This window comes from Methylotenera oryzisoli, assembly GCF_004661485.1.
Lineage (GTDB): Bacteria > Pseudomonadota > Gammaproteobacteria > Burkholderiales > Methylophilaceae > Methylotenera > Methylotenera oryzisoli.
The window spans coordinates 38,309-63,201 of sequence record NZ_PQVH01000011.1 but is presented as its reverse complement, the minus strand read 5'-3'; the positions used below and the strand labels follow the sequence as shown (position 1 = coordinate 63,201).

Annotated in this window: 27 protein-coding genes and 1 tRNA gene; 19 read left to right on the top strand and 9 right to left on the bottom strand. The window is 45.2% G+C overall.

Going from position 1 to position 24,893, the window contains the following annotated elements; translation table 11 throughout:
- Window positions 1-195: 195 nt before the first annotated feature.
- The 5 genes from pheS (at window position 196) to C3Y98_RS09015 (ending at window position 4,830) form a co-directional block, all read left to right on the top strand.
- Window positions 196-1,194, top strand: a complete 999-nt coding sequence (pheS, locus tag C3Y98_RS09035) for a phenylalanine--tRNA ligase subunit alpha (protein ID WP_135278275.1) — start codon at window positions 196-198, stop codon at window positions 1,192-1,194.
- Window positions 1,195-1,264: 70 nt separating this feature from the next.
- Window positions 1,265-3,634 (top strand): phenylalanine--tRNA ligase subunit beta, encoded by a 2,370-nt coding sequence (gene pheT, locus C3Y98_RS09030; protein ID WP_135278274.1) that lies wholly within the window; start codon window positions 1,265-1,267, stop codon window positions 3,632-3,634.
- 99 nt (window positions 3,635-3,733) lie between these two features.
- Window positions 3,734-4,027 carry an integration host factor subunit alpha gene (locus C3Y98_RS09025; protein WP_135278273.1) on the top strand — a complete coding sequence of 98 codons (294 nt, stop codon included), beginning with the start codon at window positions 3,734-3,736 and terminating at the stop codon, window positions 4,025-4,027.
- 173 nt (window positions 4,028-4,200) lie between these two features.
- Window positions 4,201-4,671: a MerR family transcriptional regulator gene (locus tag C3Y98_RS09020; protein WP_135278272.1), complete on the top strand. Its 471-nt coding sequence runs from the start codon at window positions 4,201-4,203 to the stop codon at window positions 4,669-4,671.
- A gap of 82 nt (window positions 4,672-4,753) precedes the next feature.
- Window positions 4,754-4,830: transfer RNA gene (locus C3Y98_RS09015), tRNA-Pro, on the top strand.
- Window positions 4,831-4,919: 89 nt separating this feature from the next.
- Here the strand turns inward: C3Y98_RS09015 and tatC are convergent.
- The 4 genes from tatC to C3Y98_RS08995 all read right to left on the bottom strand — a co-directional run bounded on the left by tatC (window position 4,920) and on the right by C3Y98_RS08995 (window position 7,531).
- A complete protein-coding gene (gene tatC / locus C3Y98_RS09010) occupies window positions 4,920-5,684 on the bottom strand; it encodes a twin-arginine translocase subunit TatC (RefSeq protein ID WP_135278271.1) in 765 nt (254 codons plus the stop codon).
- A 5-nt stretch (window positions 5,685-5,689) separates the two neighbouring features.
- Complete coding sequence (gene tatB, locus C3Y98_RS09005; RefSeq protein ID WP_135278270.1) at window positions 5,690-6,151, bottom strand: Sec-independent protein translocase protein TatB; 462 nt, start codon at window positions 6,149-6,151, stop codon at window positions 5,690-5,692.
- A gap of 22 nt (window positions 6,152-6,173) precedes the next feature.
- Window positions 6,174-6,395, bottom strand: a complete 222-nt coding sequence (gene tatA / locus C3Y98_RS09000) for a Sec-independent protein translocase subunit TatA (RefSeq protein WP_135278269.1) — start codon at window positions 6,393-6,395, stop codon at window positions 6,174-6,176.
- Between the two features lie 119 nt (window positions 6,396-6,514).
- Complete coding sequence (locus tag C3Y98_RS08995; protein ID WP_135278268.1) at window positions 6,515-7,531, bottom strand: helix-turn-helix domain-containing protein; 1,017 nt, start codon at window positions 7,529-7,531, stop codon at window positions 6,515-6,517.
- 961 nt (window positions 7,532-8,492) lie between these two features.
- Between C3Y98_RS08995 and C3Y98_RS08990 the strand changes: the two genes are divergently transcribed.
- From C3Y98_RS08990 to napH, 9 genes are all read left to right on the top strand, one after another.
- Window positions 8,493-9,347 carry a methylamine utilization protein MauF gene (locus C3Y98_RS08990; RefSeq protein WP_135278267.1) on the top strand — a complete coding sequence of 285 codons (855 nt, stop codon included), beginning with the start codon at window positions 8,493-8,495 and terminating at the stop codon, window positions 9,345-9,347.
- Between the two features lie 58 nt (window positions 9,348-9,405).
- Window positions 9,406-10,632 carry a methylamine dehydrogenase (amicyanin) large subunit gene (gene mauB / locus C3Y98_RS08985; RefSeq protein ID WP_135278266.1) on the top strand — a complete coding sequence of 409 codons (1,227 nt, stop codon included), beginning with the start codon at window positions 9,406-9,408 and terminating at the stop codon, window positions 10,630-10,632.
- 7 nt (window positions 10,633-10,639) lie between these two features.
- Window positions 10,640-11,188: a MauE/DoxX family redox-associated membrane protein gene (locus tag C3Y98_RS08980; protein ID WP_135278265.1), complete on the top strand. Its 549-nt coding sequence runs from the start codon at window positions 10,640-10,642 to the stop codon at window positions 11,186-11,188.
- Window positions 11,189-11,209: 21 nt separating this feature from the next.
- Window positions 11,210-11,842 carry a methylamine dehydrogenase accessory protein MauD gene (mauD, locus tag C3Y98_RS08975; protein WP_135278264.1) on the top strand — a complete coding sequence of 211 codons (633 nt, stop codon included), beginning with the start codon at window positions 11,210-11,212 and terminating at the stop codon, window positions 11,840-11,842.
- A 41-nt stretch (window positions 11,843-11,883) separates the two neighbouring features.
- The gene (gene mauA / locus C3Y98_RS08970) at window positions 11,884-12,453 is read left to right on the top strand and encodes a methylamine dehydrogenase (amicyanin) small subunit (RefSeq protein WP_135278263.1); all 570 of its coding nucleotides are present in this window, start codon (window positions 11,884-11,886) and stop codon (window positions 12,451-12,453) included.
- Between the two features lies 1 nt (window position 12,454).
- Complete coding sequence (gene mauG, locus C3Y98_RS08965; protein ID WP_245234351.1) at window positions 12,455-13,477, top strand: tryptophan tryptophylquinone biosynthesis enzyme MauG; 1,023 nt, start codon at window positions 12,455-12,457, stop codon at window positions 13,475-13,477.
- A 32-nt stretch (window positions 13,478-13,509) separates the two neighbouring features.
- On the top strand, window positions 13,510-14,049 hold the full coding sequence (locus tag C3Y98_RS08960; RefSeq protein WP_245234350.1) for a cupredoxin domain-containing protein: 540 nt from the start codon (window positions 13,510-13,512) through the stop codon (window positions 14,047-14,049).
- Between the two features lie 64 nt (window positions 14,050-14,113).
- The gene (napG, locus tag C3Y98_RS08955) at window positions 14,114-14,818 is read left to right on the top strand and encodes a ferredoxin-type protein NapG (RefSeq protein ID WP_135278262.1); all 705 of its coding nucleotides are present in this window, start codon (window positions 14,114-14,116) and stop codon (window positions 14,816-14,818) included.
- Complete coding sequence (gene napH, locus C3Y98_RS08950) at window positions 14,818-15,678, top strand: quinol dehydrogenase ferredoxin subunit NapH (RefSeq protein WP_209308777.1); 861 nt, start codon at window positions 14,818-14,820, stop codon at window positions 15,676-15,678. Before napG ends, napH begins: the two co-directional genes overlap by 1 nt.
- A 184-nt stretch (window positions 15,679-15,862) precedes the next feature.
- Here napH and C3Y98_RS08945 read toward each other — a convergent pair whose 3' ends face one another.
- Entirely contained in the window at window positions 15,863-16,231 is a 369-nt protein-coding gene (locus C3Y98_RS08945; RefSeq protein ID WP_135278260.1) for a c-type cytochrome, read from the bottom strand.
- A gap of 307 nt (window positions 16,232-16,538) precedes the next feature.
- On the opposite strand from C3Y98_RS08945, the gene C3Y98_RS08940 reads away from it, so the two are divergent.
- On the top strand, window positions 16,539-17,351 hold the full coding sequence (locus tag C3Y98_RS08940; RefSeq protein ID WP_135278259.1) for a TorF family putative porin: 813 nt from the start codon (window positions 16,539-16,541) through the stop codon (window positions 17,349-17,351).
- Window positions 17,352-17,702: 351 nt separating this feature from the next.
- On the top strand, window positions 17,703-18,464 hold the full coding sequence (locus C3Y98_RS08935; protein WP_135278258.1) for a flagellar brake protein: 762 nt from the start codon (window positions 17,703-17,705) through the stop codon (window positions 18,462-18,464).
- A gap of 66 nt (window positions 18,465-18,530) precedes the next feature.
- Here C3Y98_RS08935 and C3Y98_RS08930 read toward each other — a convergent pair whose 3' ends face one another.
- Window positions 18,531-19,745, bottom strand: a complete 1,215-nt coding sequence (locus tag C3Y98_RS08930) for an EAL and HDOD domain-containing protein (protein ID WP_135278257.1) — start codon at window positions 19,743-19,745, stop codon at window positions 18,531-18,533.
- 223 nt (window positions 19,746-19,968) lie between these two features.
- Here C3Y98_RS08930 and C3Y98_RS08925 point away from each other — a divergent pair, with 223 nt between their 5' ends.
- Window positions 19,969-21,621, top strand: coding sequence for an alpha-D-glucose phosphate-specific phosphoglucomutase (locus tag C3Y98_RS08925; protein WP_135278256.1), 1,653 nt, complete (start codon window positions 19,969-19,971; stop codon window positions 21,619-21,621).
- Window positions 21,622-21,682: 61 nt separating this feature from the next.
- On the opposite strand, the gene C3Y98_RS08920 is transcribed toward C3Y98_RS08925, so the two are convergent.
- From C3Y98_RS08920 to iscX, 3 genes are read right to left on the bottom strand one after another with little or no spacing between them, the layout of a single operon-like run.
- Window positions 21,683-22,156, bottom strand: coding sequence for a retropepsin-like aspartic protease family protein (locus tag C3Y98_RS08920; protein ID WP_135278255.1), 474 nt, complete (start codon window positions 22,154-22,156; stop codon window positions 21,683-21,685).
- Window positions 22,157-22,161: 5 nt separating this feature from the next.
- Window positions 22,162-22,527 (bottom strand): DUF3307 domain-containing protein, encoded by a 366-nt coding sequence (locus C3Y98_RS08915; protein WP_135278254.1) that lies wholly within the window; start codon window positions 22,525-22,527, stop codon window positions 22,162-22,164.
- Window positions 22,528-22,532: 5 nt separating this feature from the next.
- Window positions 22,533-22,727, bottom strand: coding sequence for a Fe-S cluster assembly protein IscX (iscX, locus tag C3Y98_RS08910; protein ID WP_135278253.1), 195 nt, complete (start codon window positions 22,725-22,727; stop codon window positions 22,533-22,535).
- Window positions 22,728-23,108: 381 nt separating this feature from the next.
- On the opposite strand from iscX, the gene glyA reads away from it, so the two are divergent.
- Together glyA and nrdR are read left to right on the top strand one after the other, a co-directional pair.
- Entirely contained in the window at window positions 23,109-24,368 is a 1,260-nt protein-coding gene (gene glyA / locus C3Y98_RS08905) for a serine hydroxymethyltransferase (RefSeq protein WP_135278252.1), read from the top strand.
- Between the two features lie 2 nt (window positions 24,369-24,370).
- On the top strand, window positions 24,371-24,856 hold the full coding sequence (nrdR, locus tag C3Y98_RS08900) for a transcriptional regulator NrdR (protein ID WP_135278251.1): 486 nt from the start codon (window positions 24,371-24,373) through the stop codon (window positions 24,854-24,856).
- Window positions 24,857-24,893 lie beyond the last annotated feature (37 nt).

The following is a 24,893-nucleotide window of genomic DNA, read 5'->3' as shown; positions in this document are numbered from 1 at the left end:
TTCAAACTTAATTTAAGTTTGATGAAAAAAAGAGGCTTCGGCCTCTTTTTTTTGCTGTAAAATCCAACTTTGCAATTTTTACATGCAAATCAATGTATTACAAAAATCTATTGGGCGCTATTATTGGCGCTGCTTTGATTTTAAATTCGATTTTAAATTCTATAGCATTAATCATAATTAAAAGATTGAAACAACATGGCAGACTTAACGCATTTAATTGCTGAAGCAGAAGCAGATTTTATTAATAGTGCTTCAATGAATGATTTGGAAATTGCTAAGGCAAAGTACTTAGGAAAATCAGGTTCACTAACAGATGCGTTAAAAGGTTTAGGCAAGTTAAGCGCAGAAGAGCGTCCTGCTGCCGGTGCAGCGATTAACGTAGTAAAACAAGCCATAGAGGCGGCACTAACTGCGCGCAGAGAGTCGCTACTCAATGCCGAGCAGGCAAAACAATTAGCGCAAGAGTCAATTGATGTGACTTTGCCAGCGAGAGCGCAATCGCAAGGCGGTTTACACCCAGTAACCCTTACCTTGAAGCGTGTAGAGCAGTTGTTCCATTCGATTGGTTTCGAGGTGGCAACTGGGCCTGAGATAGAAACAGATTTTTATAATTTCACTGCATTAAATATTCCAGAAGATCATCCTGCACGTGCCATGCATGACACGTTTTATATTGATGAGGCTAATGTGTTGAGAACGCATACCTCACCAGTGCAGGCGCGCTATATGGAAAATGCTTTAAAAAATAACCAAACACCGCCATTCAAGATTATTGCCCCTGGTCGTGTGTACCGTGTGGACTCTGATGCAACACACTCACCAATGTTCCATCAGGTGGAAGGTTTGTGGGTAGATGAAGACATTAGTTTCGCTAATCTTAAAGGTGTGGTTCAGGATTTCTTACAGAAGTTCTTTGAGCGTGATGACCTAACCGTGCGCTTCAGGCCATCATTTTTCCCATTTACCGAGCCATCAGCTGAAATGGATATGAGTTGGAATGGCGGTTGGTTAGAGATTGGCGGTTGTGGCATGGTGCACCCTGAGGTGTTTAAACACGTGAATATTGATAGTGAAAAGTACCGTGGCTTTGCTTTTGGTTTAGGTATTGAGCGTTTGACCATGCTACGTTATGGCGTTAATGATTTACGTCATTTCTTTAACAATGATTTGCGTTTTTTAAGTCAATTCAAATAACGCAATAGTTTGCACAAGCTCACATTGAGTACTTACAAATTTAATCCTTAATTCAAGGTTGTAAAGCATTATGCAATTTTCAGAAAATTGGTTACGCAGTTTAGTCGATACAGATTTAGATAGTCAGTCACTGAGTCACGCCCTAACAATGGCTGGGCTTGAGGTTGAAGAGATGCAGCCGGTTGCTGCAGCGTTTAACAAAGTAGTGGTTGCTAAGATTCTTTCTGCCGAGAAGCATCCGGATGCAGATCGCTTACAAGTGTGCAAGGTGGATGTAGGCCTGGCTGAGCCTTTGCAGATTGTATGTGGCGCAGCCAATGCACGTGCTGGTCTTATTGCACCGTGTGCCATGGTAGGTGCTGAGTTGCCGGGCATTTCGATTAAACAGGCGAAAGTGCGCGGCGTAGAGTCCTTTGGCATGATGTGTTCATCCAAAGAGCTTGGTATTAGCGCAGAGGCAGCCGGTTTGCTGGAGTTAGATAGTGATGCAGTGGTGGGTCAGGATATTCGTGAATATCTGGATTTGAACGATCATCTTTTTACATTAAAACTTACTCCTAATCGCAGTGACTGCTTGAGCTTGAACGGGATTGCGCGTGATGTTGCAGCCATTACCGGTGCGCAGACTCGCTTTAACGCAATTGCACCTGTGGCGGCGGAACATGCACAGGCTAAAAATGTTGTGGTGAAAGAATCAACGGTTTGCCCACGTTATTGCGGACGTTTAATCAGCGGCATTAACACGGCAGTAGCAACACCGGCATGGATGGTAAAACGTCTAGAGCGTAGTGGTTTACGTAGCATTAGCGTGGTGGTTGATATTACCAACTACGTGTTATTAGAACTTGGGCAGCCTATGCATGCGTTTGATGCAGCTAAGCTAAATGGCGATATCAACGTACGATTTGCTAATGCAGGTGAATCTATCGCTTTACTCAATGACCAACTCATAGAGTTAAAAGCAGATGATTTAGTGATTGCCGATGCAAATGGTGCACTTGCACTCGCTGGTGTCATGGGTGGCAAGCCTAGCGCGGTGGGTGATGGCACAACCGATATTTTTCTGGAAAGTGCGTTCTTTACGCCAGCCGTGATTGCAGGTAAAGCACGCAGACTTGGTTTTAGTTCAGATTCATCTTATCGTTTTGAGCGCGGTGTTGATTTTGGCAACACACGTAATGCGCTTGAGTATGCAACGTCACTGATTAAAACCTTGTGTGGCGGCCAAGTTGGCCCTGTGACAGAAGTGCTGGCTACATTGCCAGCGCGTGACGCGGTGAAGTTAAGAATGTCACGTTTGGTCTCTGTATTAGGCATTAGCCTAACGCAGCAAAAAGTTGCCCAATTATTGACGCAATTGGGTTTTGAATTTGACTGTACTAATGATGTGTTCACTGTAGTGCCGCCTAGCTATCGTTTTGATATCACAATTGAAGAGGACTTGATTGAAGAGGTTGCACGTTTACATGGCTATGACCACATTCCAGCGATAGCGCCGGTTGCTGGTTTAAATATGCTGGCAGCACCTGAGCAGCACCTACATTTGAACCAGTTGCGTGATAGCTTAGTGTCTGCTGGCTATCAAGAGGTGGTGACGTATAGCTTTGTGGATGAAAGTTGGGAGCGTGATTTAATCGGCAACCCAACACCAATTAAGCTAAAGAATCCAATCGCAAGTAACTTGAGCGTAATGCGTACCAGTTTGTGGGGTGGTTTGCTGGATGTGCTCACTTACAACCTTAACCGCAAGCAAGAGCGTGCTTACTTATTTGAGATTGGCGCGGTGTATCAGCAGCAAGCAGGTACCTACCAAGAGACTACACGCGTATCAGGTCTTGCATATGGTAGCGCTAAGCCTGAGCAGTGGGCTGCAGCCAATACTGAAATTGATTTCTTTGACGTTAAAGCGCATGTGAATAGCTTAGTTGGGGCTGATGGCTTGCATAAGCAGGTGTCTTATGAAAAAGCCGAGCATTGCGCTCTGCATCCGGGTCAAACAGCCAAAATCTTGCTGAATGGCAAAGCCATTGGATGGTTGGGTAAACTGCATCCAAAATGGCAGCAGCATTATGATCTGGCGAAAAGCACTTATGTGTTTGAACTTGAGGTAGACGCGATTGTGGCTCGCCCATTACCGGCATATCAGGAAGTTTCAAAATTACTGCCTGTGCGCCGTGATTTGGCCATCGTTTTAGATGAAAATATTGCAGTGCAAACAGTGTTAAGTGCAATTCATGAGGAGAATATCGCCTTGATTGCAGATGTGGCATTGTTCGATTTGTATCAAGGTAAAGGTGTGCCAGAAAATAAAAAAAGCCTTGCATTATCAGTACTTATGCACGATACTCAAAAAACATTAACAGACAGTGATGCTGATACTGCAATCGCGAATCTGCTACAATTGTTGCAAATAAAATTTGATGCAGTGTTAAGAAACTAAGTCCTCCATACTATAGTAGGGGGGATTTATTTTTTTGCATTGAGCATCAACCAATAATATTAAATAGCGATACAAAGCATTAAAAAAACGGGAGTGTTTATGACTTTAACAAAAGCTGAACTTGCTGATTTACTGTATGAGCAAGTTGGGTTAAATAAGCGTGAAGCCAAAGATATGGTGGAAGCATTTTTTGAAGAAGTGCGTACTGCGCTAGAAGCTGGTGATAGCGTTAAGTTATCTGGTTTTGGTAATTTCGAATTGCGTCAGAAATCAGAACGTCCTGGCCGTAATCCTAAAACTGGCGAGGAAATACCTATCACTGCGCGCCGTGTGGTTACGTTCCATGCTAGCCAAAAATTAAAAAGCAAGGTTGATGCAAACTTTGCAACTTAGTGCATGTCGATGATTGACTGTTGTGTAGTATCCCTCGTAAGACAATCGCGCAGTATAAATTACAGCGCAGTACAAGTTGCATGAGTGTAATGTTTTAGCTTTACTGGGGTGTTAATGTTCCTAGTGAATTAGTTTTCTTAGTGTAGTAGTTATTGAGTGAGAAAGCCGAAAGTATGACTGAACAGGTCGCCAAGGTGCAATTGCCACCAATTCCAGCAAAGCGCTACTTTACAATCGGTGAGGTAAGCGAGCTTTGTGGTGTTAAACCGCACGTGTTAAGGTACTGGGAGCAGGAGTTCACACAGCTTAAACCAGTCAAACGTCGCGGTAACCGTCGTTATTATCAGCATCATGAAGTATTGCTGATTCGACGCATTCGAGAGTTATTGTACGAGCAAGGTTTTACGATTAGTGGTGCGCGTAACCGCCTGGATGACCTTGAGTTTAACGCGAAGACCGTCCACAGCGAGAAACCTGCTAGTGTGAGGAGTGCTACTGTAGCTCTTACTGAAATTGAGCCTACTACTTTAGCTGCTGGTGAAGATAAGAGTAAGGCTTTTGATTACCAAGCGGTTAAAGCCGAGTTGCGTGAAATTTTGAGTTTATTACGTACAGATTTTTCGTTAGCAAATACGGCGCATTAATTATTTATACTGCCAGTTTTATGGCGGCATGGCTTTTGCGATATAATGCACACCTTGTTACGAGTAGTGAGTAACAACGGTTCGGGGCGTAGCGCAGCCTGGTAGCGTACTTGCATGGGGTGCAAGGGGTCGTGTGTTCGAATCACACCGTCCCGACCAATCAATCAATGAGTTTTTAATATTAAAGCCGGCGTTTAGCTGGCTTTTTTATTTTGTGCTATCGATATGCTTTAGAAAATAGCTTGGGTTTATTCGTCAAGCGCAGCTAGTTGAGTGCCGACACTTGAGGTGCCTGTACTGTGGGATTTCTGAGTGAGGTTAGCTACCAGAATACCGGCCTCATATAAGAGCCATAGCGGCATGGCCAGCATGAACTGAGATATTACATCAGGCGGCGTGACAATCGCCCCTACTACAAAAGCGCCTACTACCACGTAAGAACGAGCCTCACGCAAACTTGCAACGCTTACTATTCCAGTCTTTACCATTAGTACCACGGCAACCGGTACCTCAAATGCAAGGCCAAACGCGATAAAAAGTGACATAGCAAAGTCTAGGTAATTGCCGATGTCAGTCATCACCGCTACGCCTTCTGGTGCGGTGTTGCTGATAAAGCCGAACACAACCGGGAACACGAGAAAATAGGCAAATGCCATGCCGCACAAGAAAAGCAGCGTGCTAGCAGAAATTAGAGGCCAGATTAGACGGCGCTCATACGTGTATAGCCCTGGGGCGACAAAAGCCCATATCTGATACAAGGTATGAGGCAGAGAAATCACGAAGGCAGTCAGTAGCACAGACTTCATGGGTACGAAGAAAGGCGTGGTTACGTCGGTGGCTATCATTTGCCCGCCCGCAGGTAGGCTTGCTAGTAGGGGCATTGCTAGAAAATGGTAAATCTCATTCGCAAACGGAAATAGCGCAATAATGATGAGCAATAAGCCTATTGCTATGCGTAGCAGGCGATTACGCAATTCAATCAGGTGTGAGATTAGATTATCCGTGATGCCCAATTTGATTAGCCTTGGTTTGATGCGGTTTGTTGGTTAGACATGGTTTTATTTATCTGGGCTTGATTTAGAGCTTGTGCCCTGAGCGGCGTTGGGATGTAGTCACCCTCTGTCATCGTGGTTGGATGTACAGTTCTTGTTGTTAAATCTTCGTTTACATCTATATCATTGAGTATCTGGGCATTATTGGCAATAAGGTCATCGCGGATAATCTGACCATGGCGGATTACCTGACCTACTTGGTATTTAGGTGCGGATTGCGTATTTTCCAGTATCTCATCCTGTAGTTTTTTCAGCTCTTCTAAGCGCAGTTCATTGTCCATTTCGGACCTGATATCATTGACATAGCGTTGCGCCCTGCCAAATAGGTGGCCTGCGGTGCGTGCCACTTTTGGTAGTTTGTCTGGACCGATGACGATGAGCGCTACCACGCCAATCACTACCAACTCTGAGAATGCGATATCAAACATAATGCGTTACGTCCTGAATGACTTATTGCCTGGTCTTAGCTGTGGTGTCATGCTCTATTGTCTGCCCGCTATTGGAATTGTTGTTTTCTAGCGTTGGGCTGGCTTTTCCTTCATTCACTGCCTCTTTGAAACTTTTGACTGCACCACCTACGTCTCCGCCGATATTGCGCAGCTTTTTAGTGCCAAAAACTAATGCCACAATCAGTAGTACAATCAACCAGTGCCAGATACTAAATGAACCCATTGTGAGACGACCTCCTAAGTTAAGTGTTTGACCTCGCTCGCTGTGGCCAACACGTGTGTAATTAAATAAACTGACTGCTGAGTGGATTCGCTTTCGCTACCAGATAGCAGGTAGCTAGTTTAGTGTCTTTCCCCTATACGTGAGCGCGATAGTGTCTCGATAGGAGTTTCACCAAACAGTTCGCGGTAATAGCGTGAAAACAGGCTCATATGCCAGAACCCCCATTTGGCGGCCACACTGGCAATGTAGCGCACCTGATGCGGTGCAGATTGCAACTCTGCGCGTATGCGATGTAGCCGTACATTACGCATATAGGCAACCGGTGTAATGCCTAATACCCGGATAAACGCATGATTCAAGGTTCGCCTGCTGATGCGCAGGCTAATACAGAGCTCTTCTATCGTGAGCGGATAGCCTGAGCTTGACAGCGTAAGGTCGCGTACGCGGTTAACGATATAGCGATGAATACGGTGGTCATGGTTATGATTGGGGCTATTACTGGCTTGTAGTAGCCCCTGCAGGCAGGTCGCCATCAGATCGTTTTCGAAAAGACGCCATATCTGTTGTGCATCTGCTGTATCGCGAAACTGGGAGGCATAGTGCATGCCATCAGTGAGTGATGCTTGCAGGCGGGCAGTTATTTCGGGAGAAATAAGCTCCACTGGTTTCACGCTTTCCATGGTTTTGCGCAGGTCTATCCATTCCACCTGTGCTGCATATTCTTCTAAGCGCTGTGATGTAATAACAGCGGCCGTTATTTCAGATAGTTTCGAGGTGCGGAATACTAGTTCAGTGTTCTTATCCAACGTAATCATGGTATTGGCTTTAACTGGTAACAATCCCCATGAAGCATCGCCCTCAATAATAGTAGCAAGACCGATGACATAGGCATCTGACGGCGCATGCGCAATTTGGTCTACCGCTCGGTTCATGGTCTCGCGAAACACTTGCACACCCTGATTTGTGACGCTGGTTAGCGCGCCGGCAAATGTGCCTTTGCTCAGCTGGGTGTAGTCCTGTGACCAAAACGGCAGCGCGTCCGCCTGTTCCAGAACATCGGTGGTTTTACGTTCGACTAAATGTATTTTAGGGCCACCCGTGGCGGATATGCCCAGAAACTCTTCTTGGAAATTCACGATACTTCTCCTCTAGTCTAACTTTTCGTGGATGCTGGCCCCGGCGTTTTTATTGTTATGCCTTAAGCGAAAAGTCTAGTCTTTTTTATTGTTTTTATCGTTGTCATTAATCTTTAAAGCGTTCAATGGTTTATTTCTAATGCTACTTCAATACACGCTAAGTATTAGGTTGGCAAGAGTCACTTTACTCCAAAAAATATAGATTGATAGTAAAAAACGGCAATAGTGACAGCGTGATGGTAACTTGATGAAATATAGATGAATTTTTAGACTTAGGTTGCACCAACCTCCTTATATTACACCCATTTTTTAATATGTAATTAGCCATAAAAAGTAGTGAATGTGTGGCTGGTGGCTACAGTATTTATAGGTATAAATACACCGCATAAATTTTAAATATCTGGATAAAAACTTCGACATTTAGTGTTGGTGTGTGTTCAAAAATTTTATTGGTGAAACGGTATGGAGTTGAGAAACTGGAGCTAGAAGTGTAGGTAATTAGCAAGAATCGGCAACAGTTATCCATGAGGCATGACGCTATGCCGATTCTTACTACGGTAGTGACATCTGCGTCGCTATAGTTCTAGCCATCAGTTTTAAGTTTTACCGGAGTTTTTAAATGCAGTGTTCTTTTTTACAGCAAGAAGACGGAGTATTTATTAGGTTATTAAAATTGATCGAATTGCTAACAGCTTTTCATTTAGGCATCTCCAACGTTTATAACGCCTAGCTTACAGCCGCGCCCTCGGGTGCGGCTTTTTTTATTCGGCACTTGTAATAAAGCATAGCTGAGTGTGATTGGAGTGTGAAAGAAAACTGGTAGCAAAAATCGGCAACAGTGAGATTGGAAGTTTGATGACTTGCCGATTCTTGCTACGGAAGTAACACAATTGTAACTATATTGGCGTTGCGTAGTTTTTATTTCAATCAACAAGTGGCCACATGGCCATAGGAGGAGATCATGAAAATGGGTATAGGGTCTGGAACGTATCAGGCATCCCAAGGCAACGCTGCCGTTGCATGTGTGCCTGATGCGATCAGCTTTGCTGAGCCGCGTTCAGGTACGGTACGTTTTGCAACAATGGCGCTAGCTATTGCCGCAGGTGTCGCTGGTGGCAGCATTCTAGATTCAAGAGTGGCAACTACTGATGCATTAACGGCGATGTTTGTCGTGCTTGCACTGGTGGGTGGCTTTTTATCAACCTGGTCGCCATGCGGCTATTCTAGTTTGAGTCTATTGCGCCCAGCTGGACGTTATTCGTTCGGGTCAGTAGCACGTTGGACGCCCACCTTTTTAACCCATGTACTAGGTTATGCAGTTGGTGCATTGGTATTAGGTGGCGCATTAGGCTTCGCAGGCTGGCTGCTGTTTGAACAACTTCCTTTCACTTATATGGTAGCAGGCATGTCTGTGCTCGCGATTGGTTATGGTGTGCATCAGTTTGGTTTTTTGAAGATGCCATATCCACAACGTCGCGCACAAGTACCACATGACGCACGTTACCGCTTCAGTTCATGGGTGATTGGCTTGTTGTATGGCTTTGCATTAGGCATGAACTACCTGACCTATGTGCAAACACCAATGCTTTACATCGTTACTGGTGTAGCGCTGTTCAGTGGTGACGTGCAAACGGCTATCACGATATTCGCTATCTTCAACATTGGCCGCTGCTTGCCAGTCGCTATCAACTTTTTACCAGTTAGCAATCAGGCTGCTCAGGCTTGGCTTGCTCGTTGGCAAGAACGTGCAGTTGAAGTAGATGGGTTCCTCTTGCTTTCTATTGGGTCTGCAGCACTCACGCTGCTATTCATTTGATAGCCGGTGGTTTTGATTCAGAAGTGCATTTATAAATTATTAATAATGTGGAGAAAACATGATTACTTTAAATAATCAATCAACCAATGCGAAGCGCGGGTTAACAGCTAGCCTTGCAGGCAAGTTGGCAATCGCCGCTTTGTTGGTGGCAGCGCAACCTGCGTTTGCTGAAGATCAAAAAGCTGTGCCAAAACAGCTTGCCGGAGTTGGCAGCCTCAAAATTGACAATTTGTCAGTTGCAAAAGCGCCGCCAGTTGATGCTAAGCGTTTTTACGTGATTGATCCTGGTCACTTCAACATGACTTCTCAAACGTATGTAATGGGCGCCAATGACAACAAACTGCAACTGTATGGCTTGATTGATGGTGGCAAACTGCCGCATGTGATGTCAAGCGCTAAGTTTGTAGGTATGGCTAATACAACTTACGATCGTATTGCTCACGGTAAGCGTGATGACTACGTGAGGTTGCATGATCCGCAAACACTTGAGGCGGTTGCTGATATTGATATTCCTGAAATCCGCTTTTTAACCGGTTTGATGGAACGCACTACGTCTTTGAGTGTTGATGATAAACACATGCTGATTCAGCAGTTCTCACCAACCTCTGGCGTGGGTCTGGTTGATCTGGAAGCTAAAAAATATGTGAAGACAATCCCTGTTCCAGATTGTTATCACATTTTCCCAGCTGCCAAACAGAACTTCTTCATGCACTGTCGTGACGGCTCATTGCTGCAGGTTTCTTATGATAACCAAGGTAACGCTAAGCAGAAAAATACTAAAGTATTCCATGCCGAGAATGAGTATCTACACAATAACCCGTACTACTCAAACTCATCTGGTCGTTTAGTATGGCCAACTTACGAAGGTAAGATCTTTCAGGCTAAGTTGACTGACTCTGGTGCTGAATTCTTGAAACCAATTGAGATTTTCTCAGATAAAGAGAAGAAGGATAAATGGGGCCCAGGTGGTTGGCAACCAATTGCTTACCATAAAGAGCGTAACGAAATCTATCTGCTTGCAGACCAACGTGCCAAATGGACGCATAAATTACCTAGCCGTTTTGTAGTGGTGGCTGATGGCACAACCGGTAAACGTTTGCGCCGTATTGACCTGAAACATGCGATTGATTCTATTGCTGTGACTCAGGACAAAAATCCTACGCTGATCGCGGCTTCAATTGAGCACAAAATCATCTATACATTTGACGCGTTGGGTGGTAAGCAGTTGGCATCAATGGACGAGATGGGCAAAGCTCCTCAAATTATCGTTACGATGGATAAGTGAGTAAATCATGAACTGGCTGATTAATGACCCGATTGTTCCGGTGTTTGCTTCACTTTTCCTGGCACTTGTTTTGGCTGCGGCTGCAATTCCAAAAATCCGCAACACAGATGAGTTTCAGGGTGTGGTTGCCAATTATCGGCTGCTTCCTTCCTTCATGGTCGCCCCCTTCGCGAAGCTTCTACCTTGGTTGGAGCTTGGCAGCGCCATAGCATTGCTGGTGCCGCCAGCGCGCGAGGTGGCTGCGTGGGTAGCGGCAGGCCTGTTTATGATGTTTGCAATGGCGCTAGCGATTAATGTCGGACGTGGCCGCACCCACATTGACTGTGGTTGCGTACGTCGCCCGACCAGTGTGAGTCGCATCGGCATGTTTCACGTAATGCGTGCCCTTGCACTAGCAGCAGTGAGTCTTTTCACCGCTAACGTATCGGTTAGTTTGTCAGCAATGACATTTGAATCAGTAGCGATCGGTGTAGCGGCTGCTGCGATGTTTACGATGCTTTATCTTGCTGCAGATCTAATCGTAGGCTTACACGACACACGTGCCAAAAAAAGTTAGTTTATATATAGGAGAATAGAAATGAATACTGGATTTATTATTGCATCGAATGTGTTGTTGTGGTGCGCATTCTTAAGCCTAGCAGCATTGATGCTTGGCGTTATACGACAAATTGGTCTGTTACACGAGCGTTCTGCTCCGCTGGGCGCTATGTTGCTCGACAACGGCCCTGAAGTCGGCGAACGCTCACCAGTGTTTAGTCAGACGACGTTTGACGGTGAGCCGATTACAGTTGGTCGTGCGGTTACACCGGGGCGTCCAAGCCTGTTGATGTTTACTGGCCCAAGCTGCCCTATCTGCGCTAAGTTACTGCCGATTATTCGTTCAGTAGCTGCTGCAGAAGGTGCTGATGTAGTGCTAATCAGTGATGGTACACGTGCTGAACACCTTGAGTTCCTGCGTAACCATCCGCTGCAAAATGAGCGCTATGTTGTTTCAGCTGAAATTGGTATCCGTTATCAGATTTCTAAAGTTCCTTACGGTGTGTTGCTTGATGCAGATGGTGTGATTCTTGGCAAAGGCCTGTGCAATACACGTGAGCATGTTGAAAGCTTGTTTGAAACAGTTCGTGAAGGGCATTCAACTTTACAGGACTTCATGAAGCACAGTACGACTCCGTTACTGCGCGCAGACGAAAACAAAGGTGTTCATTAATTTAGTCTAAAAGTTCAAATATTTAGGATAAGGAAAACAAAATGAAAGAAAACAAACGATTTGATTCTACCATTGAGAAATTGGCGCGTACCACTGCCAATTACACTGGCCGCCGTAGCTTTATCGGCAAAGTAGGTATGTTATTAGCAGGTTCAGCACTGTTACCTTTGCTACCAGTTGACCGTCGCGCTCGCCTTGGTCTTGGTGAAGCACAAGCAGCCAGTGTTAACAGCATGACCCGTGAACGTGGCTGGGTCCCTCAGGATAAAGATCCACAATCGTGTGACTACTGGCGTCATTGTTCTATCGACGGTCAAATTTGTGACTGTAATGGCGGTAGTTTGACCTCTTGCCCACCAGGATCAAGTTTGTCACCAAGCTCATGGGTTGCCAGCTGCTTTAACCCAGGTGACGGTCAGACATACTTGATTGCGTACCGTGACTGCTGTGGTAAACAAACTGCCACTCGTTGCGGCTGCTTCAATACACACGGTGAATTGCCAGTGTATCGTCCAGAGTTCAACAACGACATCGTCTGGTGTTTCGGTGCTGAAAATGATGATATGACCTATCACTGCACCATCTCACCAGTTGTTGGTAAGGCGAGCTAAAATGGAAATGGGAACTAGGCCCGGTCATTGCTTAATGGGCCTGCTTCTTGTCATGAATATGGCGGTGACGGGTATTTCACACGCTGGCGAAACCGTTTCAAAAAACGATTTTCTCCGGCCTGAGGGCATCCCTTCACCGTCATCCAACCCGTTGACAGAAGATAAAGCAAATCTAGGCAAGGCGTTGTTTTTTGATACGCGTCTTTCTCGAGATAACAATATGTCTTGTGCCACCTGTCATGCGCCTGATAAGCGCTGGAGTGATGGCCGTTTACGCCCGCTGGGCTCAGAACATGTAACAAACGCACGCCGCACGCCAACCGTGCTCAATAGTGCGTGGCTTTCAGCCTTCATGTGGGATGGCCGTGCTGGCTCTTTAGAAGCACAGGCAGTGCTGCCGATTACTACCCCACATGAAATGAATTTTGATCTTCCGAGCGTGATAGCGCGTCTGGAAAGCATACAAGGGTACCGTCCTTTGTTTACAAAGGCATTTGGTGATGCCGCCGTTAACAAAAAACGTATCACTGAGGCGTTAGCTAGCTTCGAGAGAACACTGGTTTCAAATACCGCGCCTTTTGACCGTTGGGTGGCTGGGGATGAAAGTGCGATTAGTGAGCGCTCCAAACATGGCTTTAAATTATTCACAGGCAAGGCGCAATGTGTCTCTTGTCATAAATCATGGCGTTTTACTGATGACAGCTTTCACGATATCGGCTTGCTTACCGATGACTTTGGCCGTGGTGCAAAGGTGCCACCACAGGTAACGCTCATGCAGTATGCGTTCAAGACGCCATCATTGCGTGACCTACCTATCAACGGTCCATATATGCACGATGGCTCCATGTCTAGTCTGGAGGAAACGATCAAGCACTATGAAAAAGGTGGTCTTGACCGCAAGAGCCGTTCGTTGGAAATGAAACCATTTGAACTAACCGATGCGGAAAGGTTGTCCTTGATCGAGTTTGTTAAGACTCTGGATGGTGGCCCATTGCGGGTGGATTATCCAAAGATGCCGGAGTGAGTATGCATAAAGCAGGAATAAAATATAATGCGATGAAACCGATGTTTGGAAGGTTATGGCGTGTAGCTATCAACGCACATAAAACGGACGCTTTGCACACCACTAACTTATTGCAGTTGCAATTTTGGATGGTGACTTTGATGGCAGCCATGCTACTGATCGTATGCTCTACTGCTCATAGTGCGGATAGCCATGATTCTGTTGCGCATGATGTTAATAATCATGATTCAAAACTTGAGGCTTCAGAAAAGGTTTACCCGTCCAGAGCAGTACAAGGCTTAGTTGAACCGTTGGCCGCTGGCGCAACCTTGCACAAAATGGCGCTATCCCATCATGAGCTTGAAGCGTGGTCATTCGTGCCAAAACGAAAAGATCGCATCGAGATTGAAAACCGTTCGAATATTACACATGCACTTTATGTCACTTATCCTGATGGCACTGTGGTCAATCTTGAAATTCAGATTCCTGGTGATGTGGTCAGCTGGACAGTGCCGGATGATGCCGAAGGCGAGTATGTGTTCCGCTGCTGGATACATCCGGTGATACGCGCAAATATGACAATAAGTGAGTAATGAGCCAGCCTGATTGGTGACTCCCGTATGGTGACTTTCGGCATAGAGAAGATTGGAGCAAGATATGACAAAGCATATACCTGAAAAAGTGTCAGTGGCTGTCAAATCTGTGATAGAAAATCCTGAACGCAGGAAAGCCATGAAACGTATATTTCGTCATGCCGGTGTAGCTGTGTTCGGCGCAGTTGTTGCACAGGCAGTGATTTTCTCACGACCTGCCCGTGCTGCCAAAATTCTCAGGCCGCCTGGCGCGTTGCCAGAAAAAGAGTTTGATTCTACCTGTATCCGTTGCGGCTTATGTGTCAAAGATTGCCCATACGATATCCTTAAGCTAGCTACTTGGGCTGATCCGGCGCCATTGGGCACCCCGTTTTTTGTAGCACGCCAAGACCCTTGCCGCATGTGCACGGATATTCCTTGTGTGAAAGCCTGTCCAACCGGCGCGCTTGATCCGCTGCTGACAGATATCCGCAAGGCGGATATGGGGGTGGCGGTGCTGGTGGACCATGAAAACTGCCTGAATTATAAAGGCCTGACCTGTAGTATTTGTGTACGCGTCTGTCCGATACGTGGTGAAGCAATCTCACTGAAACCAATTCAAAACGAGCGTGGTCTGCTGCAGATTCCGACGGTTGATCCCGATAAGTGCACTGGCTGCGGCACCTGCGAGAAACACTGTGTATTGTCTGAAGCGACGATACGCGTATTGCCGCGCGAACTTGGGCTGGGTGTTTCTGGCACGAATGCAATGGGACGCACGGTGTGGTAATGGCTAATTTATTCCGGCGCATTGTTTCTTACCTGAAGAGCCATCCCTGGCTGCTGATGCGCCGCACACTGCAAATTCTGATTGTACTTGCCTTTGTCATTGATATTCCGGAAGTAGGGCGTATCGCCCATGGCAACCTGTCTTCCAGTCTCTGGTTCTGGAATGTGCCACTAACCGACCCATTCGTGCTACTGCAATCATGGCTTGCAGGCGCTCCACTGGCGAAGGTAGCACTAATCGGGGCGGCAATTGTGGCTGGTTTTTACGCATTTTTCGGCGGTCGCATCTATTGTAGCTGGGTGTGTCCGATCAATATGCTGACCGACGCTGCGTATTGGCTACGGCAGAAATTCAAAATCAAGGGCAACCTGACCATGTCGCAAGATCTGCGCTCGGTGCTGCTGGTAATGGCGCTAGTGCTATCTGTAATCACTGGCACACTTGCTTGGGAGATTATTAACCCGATTACGCTGCTGCAGCGTGAAATTATGTGGACCTCTGCTGTTGGATTAACATTCCTCTCCGCATTGTTCCTGTTTGATTTTCTGGTGACACGTCGTGGCTGGTGTGGGCACCTTTGCCCAGTGGGCGCTTTTTATAGATGGATTGGGCATTATGGCAGACTGCGTGTTATGGCAGTCAAGACTAATGCATGTTCCAGCTGTACTGACTGCATCAAGGTGTGTCCTGAACCTCATGTGCTAGCGCCTGTGGTTGCGCAGAAAGCGATGGCGGTGACTGATAGTGACTGTACGCGCTGCGGTGCGTGCCTGGATAAGTGTGGCAATGGGGCGCTGTCTATGAAGTTGGATCTGAGCCGTGGAAACTCATTTCGCGGCATCCCGATTGTGAAAGATTGAGTTTTTTATGCAGTCTGTGCTGCAACTATGATTAACCCAATTTAATCATTATAAATGGCAGGCTATTCTGGCATTTATCTTGTAAATATGTATTTAGTTTTGGTATGTAGCGCTTGCTAATTAGAGCTATATGAAAAAAGCGGGGCAAGCCCCGCTGATACAAAGTAAAAAACTTCTGACTGAATTACATGGATCTGATCCAGCGTACAACCTCTCTGAATTCATCATCCGTTAATTTGCCTTCGTTAGGAGGCATTGGCAGAATACCCCAACTACCACGACCACCTTTTTTGATTTTTTCAACCAATTTATCTTCAACATCTTGACCTTTGTACACTGCAGCAATGTCTTTGAGTGCTGGGCCTACGTTACGTTTTTGTACGGTATGACACATCAGACAGCCACCTTTTTGAGCTAAAGCTTCGCCCGCAGATGCGGCATCTTCGGCTAGCACAATTTGTGCGGACAAACCTAAAACTGCTGCCAGCACAATGCTAGATACAAAGGATTTTTTGCTGGTGTTCGCAGCAGATAACGGTAATTGACTACGCATAATTAAACTCCATCTAGGTTATTTTGAAGCTTGATTGTAGGCGTGACTGTTACAGCATGATGACAAAAATCGGCATAACCGTAGCTGAAACCGGTGGATAAAAGTCTGTGTTGCCGTTTTTGTATAACGTACGTTTTTTTTGCCGACCATAATACTTACACCATATAAATCAATATGGTAGCGAGGATATGGCAAGCCGTCTTCATATGGTTAATTCGTAAGTTGGATCCATTTCCCCGCTAGTAAAGCTGTATCTATAAACACATTTTACTTAAGTATTTTTCTATTGAAGTTACCAAGGGGAACTATGAAACACTTACTGAAATCGACAATACAAATAGCAATATTAGCCCCGTCTTTCTGTGCGATGCCGCTGGCTTATGCTGTTGAGGAGGCAAGCGAAAAGGACTCAGCACATACATTAACGGCAAATATTGGATTCTTCAGCGACTACACATTCCGTGGCATTTCTTACACTAGAGAGCACGGTTCAATACAGGGAGGATTTGACTACACTCACAGTAACGGCTTTTACGCAGGTGTCTGGGCAACTAATATAGATAACGGAGCAATGTATGGAAATACGCTCGAAAAAGACCTGTACGGTGGCTATCTGCAGTCATTAACTGACGACTTAAGACTGAGTGTGGGTTTTATGCAGTACTTCTATCCTCACGGTAAGCGCGCTGGACACGGAACTATCAATAGAGGGGATTCTGCTAACACAACTGAGTTGAATGCTGCGCTTTATTATAAGAATTTCACCTTGAAGCATTCTTATGCGGTGACTAATTTCTTTGGCATTAACAATAACTACGGTGGTAACGGTAACTCACGTGGCTCTGGTTATACTGAGTTAAATTTTAACGGCAAACTACCGGTTGCTTACCTGAATCTATTGCTGCATGTTGGCCGCCAGACTGTGCATAATTATTCGCAGGCAAACTATACAGATTGGTTAGTGGGGGTGAATAAAGACTTTAGTATGACAGGCAGTTCAGGCTGGAATGCCGGTGTGAACTACACTACAACCAATGCAAATGATAGCTGGTATGTAGATGCGAAAGGCTGGGAAACTGGGCACGATAGATTGATTGGCTACATTAAGCGTACTTTTTAGAGATTTTAGCGAGACAGTGTTGATGTGTTTAGTATGCAAAATAATTGGGATGAGCATGCGTGATTACTGTTTAGCGTTGTTTATCTGCCTATAATTAAGGCATATGCTGGTTTGCAATATACGTTTTTAAATAGAAATAAGTTTTACAAAAAAGCCAGCCGAAAGCTGGCTTTTTTGTGTCTGTTACCCGTGCTTACTAAAGATGGGATTATCATAGCGATAACTCGGTATTTAGCACGCATAGTATGTGCTATTATTTGAGGCTGTTTGCTGAGTTTTTGTGTTTGATATCTGCTCGCTACAGTTTAATAAGTACTAACGTTTATAGCACGACAGCTTAATAGGATTGAAATGGAACACGCCGCATTTGTACATAATGAAGAGCAGTATATTGTGCACAACCCCAAAGAGGTTACACAGATTCTAAACGACTTGATTAAACATAAGTCGATGATTAAAGTTTCATTTAATCGTGGTGCTGATGTTTATCTGACTAGTATTATTAGTATCGATGCTAAAGCTGGTGTGGTTTACTTAGATGTCGGTGTTGATGAGGAGTTTAACCGCCGATTGCTAGCAAGTAACCAGGTGGTTTTTATCAAAGAAGATGGCGTTAAAATTAAATGGACCAGCACACATGTGGCAGCGGTTGATTTAAAAGATGGCAAAGCCATTAAGATTACGCTTCCTAAAGATCTGATTCGACTGCAAAGACGTGATTTTTATCGATTTAGTACCCCGGTGGCTAACCCTGTTATATGCCGTATTCCTGTGCCGGATGTACTTAACCCTGAAGAAGAAACGATATTAGAGCTGACTTTGGTTGATGTAAGCTTGGGTGGTATTGGTACAATGGTTGCAGCGCCACTCCATCCTGCGTTAGTGGTTGGTCAGGCATTGAGTGGATGTAAGATTGGTTTTCCTGATGTCGGTGAAACTAATCTTGTTTTAATGGTGAAAAACATCACGGAAATACATGTTCAGGATGCGGTGACTAAGTACCGTGTGGGCTTTGAGTATGTAGAGCCTTCAAGAGGGAATGAGGGGCTGATTAACCGTTATGTTTACATTCTCGAGCGCCAAGCCATTGCTTTAGCACACGGTGCAGCTTAATACGCCATTAATTACACTGCCAACTACGCGGCGCTAGCGCACCGTGTAGTTGAAATTTCCGGTCGATTAAATACCTAGAGACTCCGCCCATGCCAGTGCCGCCATGTGGCACTCATTCACCTTGTTTGCATCATATTGTAAAAGCTCTGCCAGCTCTAAAATTCGCTTACTGTCAGCACCCTCACATGCTTCTGTTAACTGCAGGAACGGTCCATACACGCCCTCGCGGTTAAGTAATGCTTCACATACTGGCTCTGGGAGCTGAATTTTTTCTAGCACTTGATCCATCGGCATTTTTAAAATTGCATCTAATAAAGAAAATACGCCAACGATAAACAGATTATCTCGATCATGTTTCTCAAAATAGCTTTCGCCTAGTAGTTCGGTTAAACGTCCGCGCGTGATGGATGTTTTCATTAAAGCAGGTGGTGTGGAGTTTTCTCCTGCGGTCACCATGAGTAGCGTTAGCCAGCGGTAAAGCTGTTTTCTGCCCAAGATGGTGAGCGCATGCTGAATAGATTGAATCTCACATGAAAGCCCAAAGCCTACAGAGTTAATGTAGCGCAGTAGCTTAAATGAGAGTGCAGCATCACGTTTAAAGCCATTTTCAATGTCTTTGTTGTCTGAATCTTGCGTGACTAAATTGAGCAGGTTTAATACGCTGTCAAACGAAGGGTTAATCACTTTAGCAGTGAAGGTTTCTGGTCTTGCAAAGTAAAAGCCTTGGAAACGTCTAAAGCCAATTTCTTTGTATGCTTCAAACTGCTCTAGCGTTTCAATCTTTTCTGCAACCATTTGTATGTTAGGCGCTGCATACCGCTGAAATAGCTTACGCGCTTCTTGTATAGTAACGCTTAGTGAGTCAATTTTAATGAAGTTGGCAAACTGGGTGAGGGGCTCTAGTTGAGCGCTGAGTTGCGGGTTATCAAGTGCGATTTTGTAGCCAAGTTTGTGTAATTCTCTACAACGTTCAACAACTGCGTCTCCGGCCACAACCGTACGCAGAATTTCCAATGTAGTACGCTGGGGTGGCATGAGCTCTATAAATTCACTCATTAGCATGGCTTCATTCACATTGATAAATGCTAACTTGTCGCCTAATAGCCATTGCACATCAATGTCGCCCATGGTGTTGACCAAAACATTCGAGCAGGCTTTGAGTTCATCTTCAAATACGGCAGTATCTGCATCAGCGTTATGTCTGAACAGCAGTTCATAGCCGATGATGTGTTGTTTCACATCCATGATTGGCTGGCGCCCAATAAATACCTGATTTTCCATTTTTTAGCCTTAAAGAGTTCTAATAGCCTGATGCTAATTTTTATGAGTTAACGCAAGCATGACCATGATGCTCAGCATTTAATTATTGTAATAAAATTTTACCTGACTAAAGCTTACTGCGTGTTGTATTTGTGAAATATTTGGTAAGGTATGCAGAATTGTTGTTGAGATGAATAACATACCTTATATTGTGTGATGTGGATCTAAGAAGAGAGTAAAACTCATGAAAATAATCGTAACACCAACCCAGCCATACAGTGACCAAAAACCGGGAACATCCGGTCTGCGCAAAAAAGTGAAAATATTTCAACTAGCGCATTATTTAGAAAATTTTGTACAAAGTTTATTTGATACCTTAATTGTGCCGAGTGATGCGGTGTTGGTGGTAGGTGGCGATGGTCGTTACCATAACAGACAAGCCATCCAGACCATTATTAGCATGGCGGCGGCGAATGGTTTTGCACGGGTTTTAATTGGGCAGGGCGGCATTTTATCCACACCTGCCGCGTCGCATGTGATTCGTAAATACAAAACATTTGGCGGTATGGTGTTATCTGCAAGCCACAATCAAGGCGGCATTCATGGTGATTTTGGCATTAAGTACAACATTGGCAATGGCGGGCCGGCACCAGAAAAGATTACGGATGAGGTCTTTGCTAAAAGTAAGGTGATTGCCGAGTATAAAATTTCTGATTTGCCGCAGGTCGATATCGATACTATTGGTGAGACCCAGTTTGCAGGGCTTGCTGCTGGCCAGACTTTTACTGTGCAGGTAATTGATGCGGTGCAGGATTATGCCGATTTAATGCAAAGCTTGTTTGATTTTAAAGCAATCAAACAACTGCTGGCGACAGGCTTTGAAATGAAGTTTGACGCGATGCATGCGGTGACCGGACCTTACGCAAAAGAGATTTTTGTGAATCGGCTAGGTGCTGCCAGTGAAAGCTTAATGAACTGCGAGCCATCAGAGGATTTTGGGGGTGGGCATCCTGACCCTAATTTAACTTATGCAGAAGATTTAGTAAAAATCATGTTTGCCGGTGAAAATGCGCTAGATTTTGGCGCGGCATCCGATGGTGATGGTGACCGCAATATGATTTTAGGACAAAACTTTTTTGTGACGCCATCTGACAGTTTGGCAGTATTGGCTGCCAATGCAACCTTGGTGCCAGCATATGCAGGTGGCATTGCTGGTGTGGCGCGCTCCATGCCGACCAGTGGTGCCGTAGATCGCGTGGCTGCTAAGCTGAATGTGCCAAGTTTTGAGACGCCTACTGGTTGGAAGTTCTTCGGTAATTTAATGGATGCCGGTAAAGTCACTTTGTGTGGCGAGGAAAGTTTCGGTACTAGCTCTAGCCATGTGCGTGAGAAAGATGGCCTCTGGGCGGTGCTGTTCTGGCTGAATGTGATAGCAGTTAAGCAAATGAGTGTGGAAGCCATTTTAAAGGCACATTGGCTGGAGTATGGACGTAATGTTTACTCGCGACACGATTATGAGTCTATCCCCACTGAGGCGGCAAATAGCGTGATTGCGCATATTAAGGCTCAGTTCGCCAGCTTGCCTGATCAGGTGTTTGGTAACTATACGGTTAAATTATGCGATGATTTTAGTTACCATGACCCGATTGACGGTTCGGTCAGTAACAATCAAGGGATTCGTGTTTTATTTACCGATGGGTCACGTATCGTATTTAGGTTGTCTGGCACAGGTACGGAAGGCGCCACTTTGCGTATTTATCTAGAAGCGTACGAGCCTGACAGCAGTAAACATCACTTGGATGCACAGGTGGCGTTAGCTGAAATGATACAAATCGCGTTGCAGATATCTCAGTTGGTAGAGAAAACTGGCCGAGTTGCACCTACAGTCATTACTTAGAAATTTATTAGATATGCGATTGAGATGTTATGTCTAGCTCGCATGGTATGTTGAAGTAGGCTTATTCTACTTGCGTGATGGTCATTTCGCCTTTATACAGGCGAATGTCCATGCGCCCTAAAAATGACATGCCTAGTAACACGTCTCCATCCAGCCCAGGTGCAATCATGGCCGCAACGTTGTGGGCTTGCACGCCACCTATTTTTACTGAATCTAACCTGACCATGTAGCCCACGCTGTCACCATTGGCGGTGTTAGTGCGCACTGCGTTAATACTTTTAAGACTCAACTGATCTGCTGTAGCTTGTGATATGGCAACACCGGTTGCGCCAGTATCTACCAATACGTTAACTTTTTTACCATTGATAACCGCCTCGCTGCGGTAATGACCATCTAAGCCGCGTTTAAGTACGACAGAACTAGCGTTGCCTAAGGTGTAGGTTTTGTTAGGGTTTTGAATGCTGTCTGCGAGGTAATAAATGATGCCGGCCAATACTAACCAGACAGTGATAGAAAGCAGAGTGTTTCTGGACATATTGATTATGCTAGTTTAAATGCGATTGCAACAATTGCAAAATAAGTCAGGTGATGGAGTAGCTGGTCAAAGCCGAGTAAGATCCAAAACCATTCACTATTATTGGCTTGCAGGCCAAACTTGTTGCTAGCGTTCATTTTAGCCCAGTCGATATGGTAGTGGATAACCATGTCAGCCAGTGCGAAAATCCACGCGGAAGCGCCTAACCAGAATGCTAAAACGATCAAGGTACCTATACCGTGTATCGCCGCATGCGCGATGCCCCCTACATGGCCATAAATGCTTTTGTTCCTGTACATCCAAGGCGATGCCTGTAGTGGAAAGTCGCAGATGAAGTGCTTGATAAACAAGCATAGTAAAGCTTCTATCATCAGCTTTAGTCTGCTTCGTCAATCCAGGCAAGTTGTATTGCTTCAAGGATTCTTTCACCGCACTTATCAGCACTGTCATTAAATCCGTCAAGGTTTAGTACCCATTCCATTAAGTCCGTGAAGCGGATTGTCTTGGGGTCAATATCTGGGTGTTTGTCGTAAAGCGCCTCTGCGATTGCTTGGCTGTCCGTCCATTTCATACGTTTTTCTCCTTATGGTGGATTGATTATAGCTTTGTCCCCTGCAAAAATCATGTGCGGCTTTTATATAGGCAAAAAAAACCCGTAGCACTTGATAAGGTGTACGGGTTAAGGGGCGTTTTGGAGATATGCGCTTGTATTGATAAAAGCAAGTAAGATGCCAATTAAAATACCTTTATTATTCAATATGTTGTTTATTTTGTTATGGTTGAATTGTGCACTAAAATAAACCAACTTGGTTAATATCAACCACTTGTGCTGCATGGTGTGCTTTTACGGCTAAATTCTATAACTTTAATACTTCATCTTAACGATGATGGCTTGGCATGTTAAAATGCGAACAACTCCCTTTTATTCAAATATTTGGAAAACTAAAATACCATGTCGCAAGCACCATTTAACTACGCCAATACTTTAAATCAAGCTGACCCTGCATTGTGGGGCATGATTGAGCAGGAAGTTGTGCGCCAACATGAACACATCGAGCTTATTGCTTCTGAAAACTACACTAGCCCAGCGGTAATGCAGGCTCAAGGTTCACAGTTGACCAATAAGTATGCAGAAGGCTACCCAGGTAAACGTTTTTATGGTGGCTGTGAGTTTGTTGACCAAGTGGAACAACTTGCGATTGATCGTTTAAAAGCGTTGTATGGCGCCGAGTATGCCAACGTGCAACCGCATTCAGGCTCACAAGCAAATCAGGCTGTGTATTTCTCTATCTTGAAACCAGGTGACACTGTAATGGGCATGAACTTAGGTCATGGTGGTCACTTGACGCACGGTTCACCAGCGAACCTTTCAGGTAAGTTGTTTAATATCGTGCCATATGGTTTAAACGATAAAGAAGAAATTGATTACGACGAGATGGAGCGCATTGCAGTTGAATGCAAACCAAAACTATTGATTGGCGGTGCATCAGCTTATGCCTTGCGTTTTGACTGGGCACGTATGGCTGAGATTGCGAAAAAAGTGGGTGCATATTTCATGGTAGACATGGCGCACTACTCAGGCTTGATTGCTGCTGGCGTATATCCAAACCCAGTGCCGCACGCTGACTTTGTAACGTCAACCACGCATAAAACTTTGCGCGGCCCACGTGGCGGTATCATTATGGCTAAAGCAGAGTTCGAGAAATCATTGAACTCAAGCGTTTTCCCAAGCTTGCAAGGCGGCCCATTGATGCACGTGATTGCAGCAAAAGCGACAGCATTCTTGGAAGCAGCGCAACCAGAGTTTAAAACTTACCAAGCACAAGTGATTAAAAATGCACAGGCCATGGCTGAAACATTAGCTGCACGTGGTTTGCGTATTATTTCTGGCCGTACTGAGTCACATATGTTTATGGTGGATTTACGCCCTAAAGGCTTAACTGGTAAGGCTGCTGATGCTGCACTTGGTTTAGCGCATATTACTGTGAACAAAAATGCGATTCCTAACGACCCTGAGAGCCCATTCGTGACGTCTGGTATTCGTATCGGCGCGCCAGCGATTACTACGCGTGGTTTTAAAGAAGAGGAAGCACGCTTGGTCGCAAATCTGATTGCTGACGTGTTGGATAACCCAACTGATGAAGCGGTGATTGCTGCAACCAAAGTGAAAGTACATGCTTTAACTGCACAATTCCCAGTGTATCAAGGCTAATTGTGAAGTGTCCTTTTTGTGGAACCGATGATACCCAAGTCATTGACTCTAGAGTTAATGATGAGGGCGATTCAATTCGCCGCCGCCGTAAGTGCGGTGCATGTGATAAGCGCTTTACTACCTACGAAACGGCAGAGCTGCACTTACCACAGGTTGTGAAGCAAAATGGGACACGTGAAGAGTTTAAACGTGAGAAGTTAAGAGTTTCATTCACGCGTGCATTACATAAGCGCCCGGTACCAACCGAATACGTGGATAAAGCGCTAGACCACGTGACGCAGAAAATATTGGCGCGCGGCGAGCGTGAGGTGCATGCCAGAGACTTAGGCGAAATGGTGATGCACGAGCTTAAGATGATGGATAAAGTAGCCTATATCCGTTTTGCTTCTGTATACCGGAGCTTTTCCGATGTGGACGACTTTAATGATGTAATCCGCGATTTGGATAAGCAAGCCGTATCGGCTAAGCGCCGCTCTACCGATACATAAAGTGCCTGCTCAATCTATCGTTAACCCGTCGATACTC

Coding starts and splice junctions, on each gene's coding strand:
- tatB (WP_135278270.1), bottom strand. CDS start 6,151: ATGTTTGATATCGCATTCTCAGAGTTGGTAGTGATTGGCGTGGTAGCG.
- C3Y98_RS09025 (WP_135278273.1), top strand. CDS start 3,734: ATGACTTTAACAAAAGCTGAACTTGCTGATTTACTGTATGAGCAAGTT.
- C3Y98_RS08930 (WP_135278257.1), bottom strand. CDS start 19,745: ATGGAAAATCAGGTATTTATTGGGCGCCAGCCAATCATGGATGTGAAA.
- glyA (WP_135278252.1), top strand. CDS start 23,109: ATGTCGCAAGCACCATTTAACTACGCCAATACTTTAAATCAAGCTGAC.
- C3Y98_RS08935 (WP_135278258.1), top strand. CDS start 17,703: ATGGAACACGCCGCATTTGTACATAATGAAGAGCAGTATATTGTGCAC.
- C3Y98_RS08915 (WP_135278254.1), bottom strand. CDS start 22,527: ATGATAGAAGCTTTACTATGCTTGTTTATCAAGCACTTCATCTGCGAC.
- C3Y98_RS08925 (WP_135278256.1), top strand. CDS start 19,969: ATGAAAATAATCGTAACACCAACCCAGCCATACAGTGACCAAAAACCG.
- mauD (WP_135278264.1), top strand. CDS start 11,210: ATGAATACTGGATTTATTATTGCATCGAATGTGTTGTTGTGGTGCGCA.
- C3Y98_RS08945 (WP_135278260.1), bottom strand. CDS start 16,231: ATGCGTAGTCAATTACCGTTATCTGCTGCGAACACCAGCAAAAAATCC.
- C3Y98_RS08920 (WP_135278255.1), bottom strand. CDS start 22,156: ATGTCCAGAAACACTCTGCTTTCTATCACTGTCTGGTTAGTATTGGCC.
- tatA (WP_135278269.1), bottom strand. CDS start 6,395: ATGGGTTCATTTAGTATCTGGCACTGGTTGATTGTACTACTGATTGTG.
- pheS (WP_135278275.1), top strand. CDS start 196: ATGGCAGACTTAACGCATTTAATTGCTGAAGCAGAAGCAGATTTTATT.
- napG (WP_135278262.1), top strand. CDS start 14,114: ATGACAAAGCATATACCTGAAAAAGTGTCAGTGGCTGTCAAATCTGTG.
- C3Y98_RS08960 (WP_245234350.1), top strand. CDS start 13,510: ATGAAACCGATGTTTGGAAGGTTATGGCGTGTAGCTATCAACGCACAT.
- pheT (WP_135278274.1), top strand. CDS start 1,265: ATGCAATTTTCAGAAAATTGGTTACGCAGTTTAGTCGATACAGATTTA.
- C3Y98_RS09020 (WP_135278272.1), top strand. CDS start 4,201: ATGACTGAACAGGTCGCCAAGGTGCAATTGCCACCAATTCCAGCAAAG.
- mauA (WP_135278263.1), top strand. CDS start 11,884: ATGAAAGAAAACAAACGATTTGATTCTACCATTGAGAAATTGGCGCGT.
- C3Y98_RS08990 (WP_135278267.1), top strand. CDS start 8,493: ATGAAAATGGGTATAGGGTCTGGAACGTATCAGGCATCCCAAGGCAAC.
- C3Y98_RS08980 (WP_135278265.1), top strand. CDS start 10,640: ATGAACTGGCTGATTAATGACCCGATTGTTCCGGTGTTTGCTTCACTT.
- C3Y98_RS08940 (WP_135278259.1), top strand. CDS start 16,539: ATGAAACACTTACTGAAATCGACAATACAAATAGCAATATTAGCCCCG.
- iscX (WP_135278253.1), bottom strand. CDS start 22,727: ATGAAATGGACGGACAGCCAAGCAATCGCAGAGGCGCTTTACGACAAA.
- mauB (WP_135278266.1), top strand. CDS start 9,406: ATGATTACTTTAAATAATCAATCAACCAATGCGAAGCGCGGGTTAACA.
- mauG (WP_245234351.1), top strand. CDS start 12,455: ATGGAAATGGGAACTAGGCCCGGTCATTGCTTAATGGGCCTGCTTCTT.
- napH (WP_209308777.1), top strand. CDS start 14,818: ATGGCTAATTTATTCCGGCGCATTGTTTCTTACCTGAAGAGCCATCCC.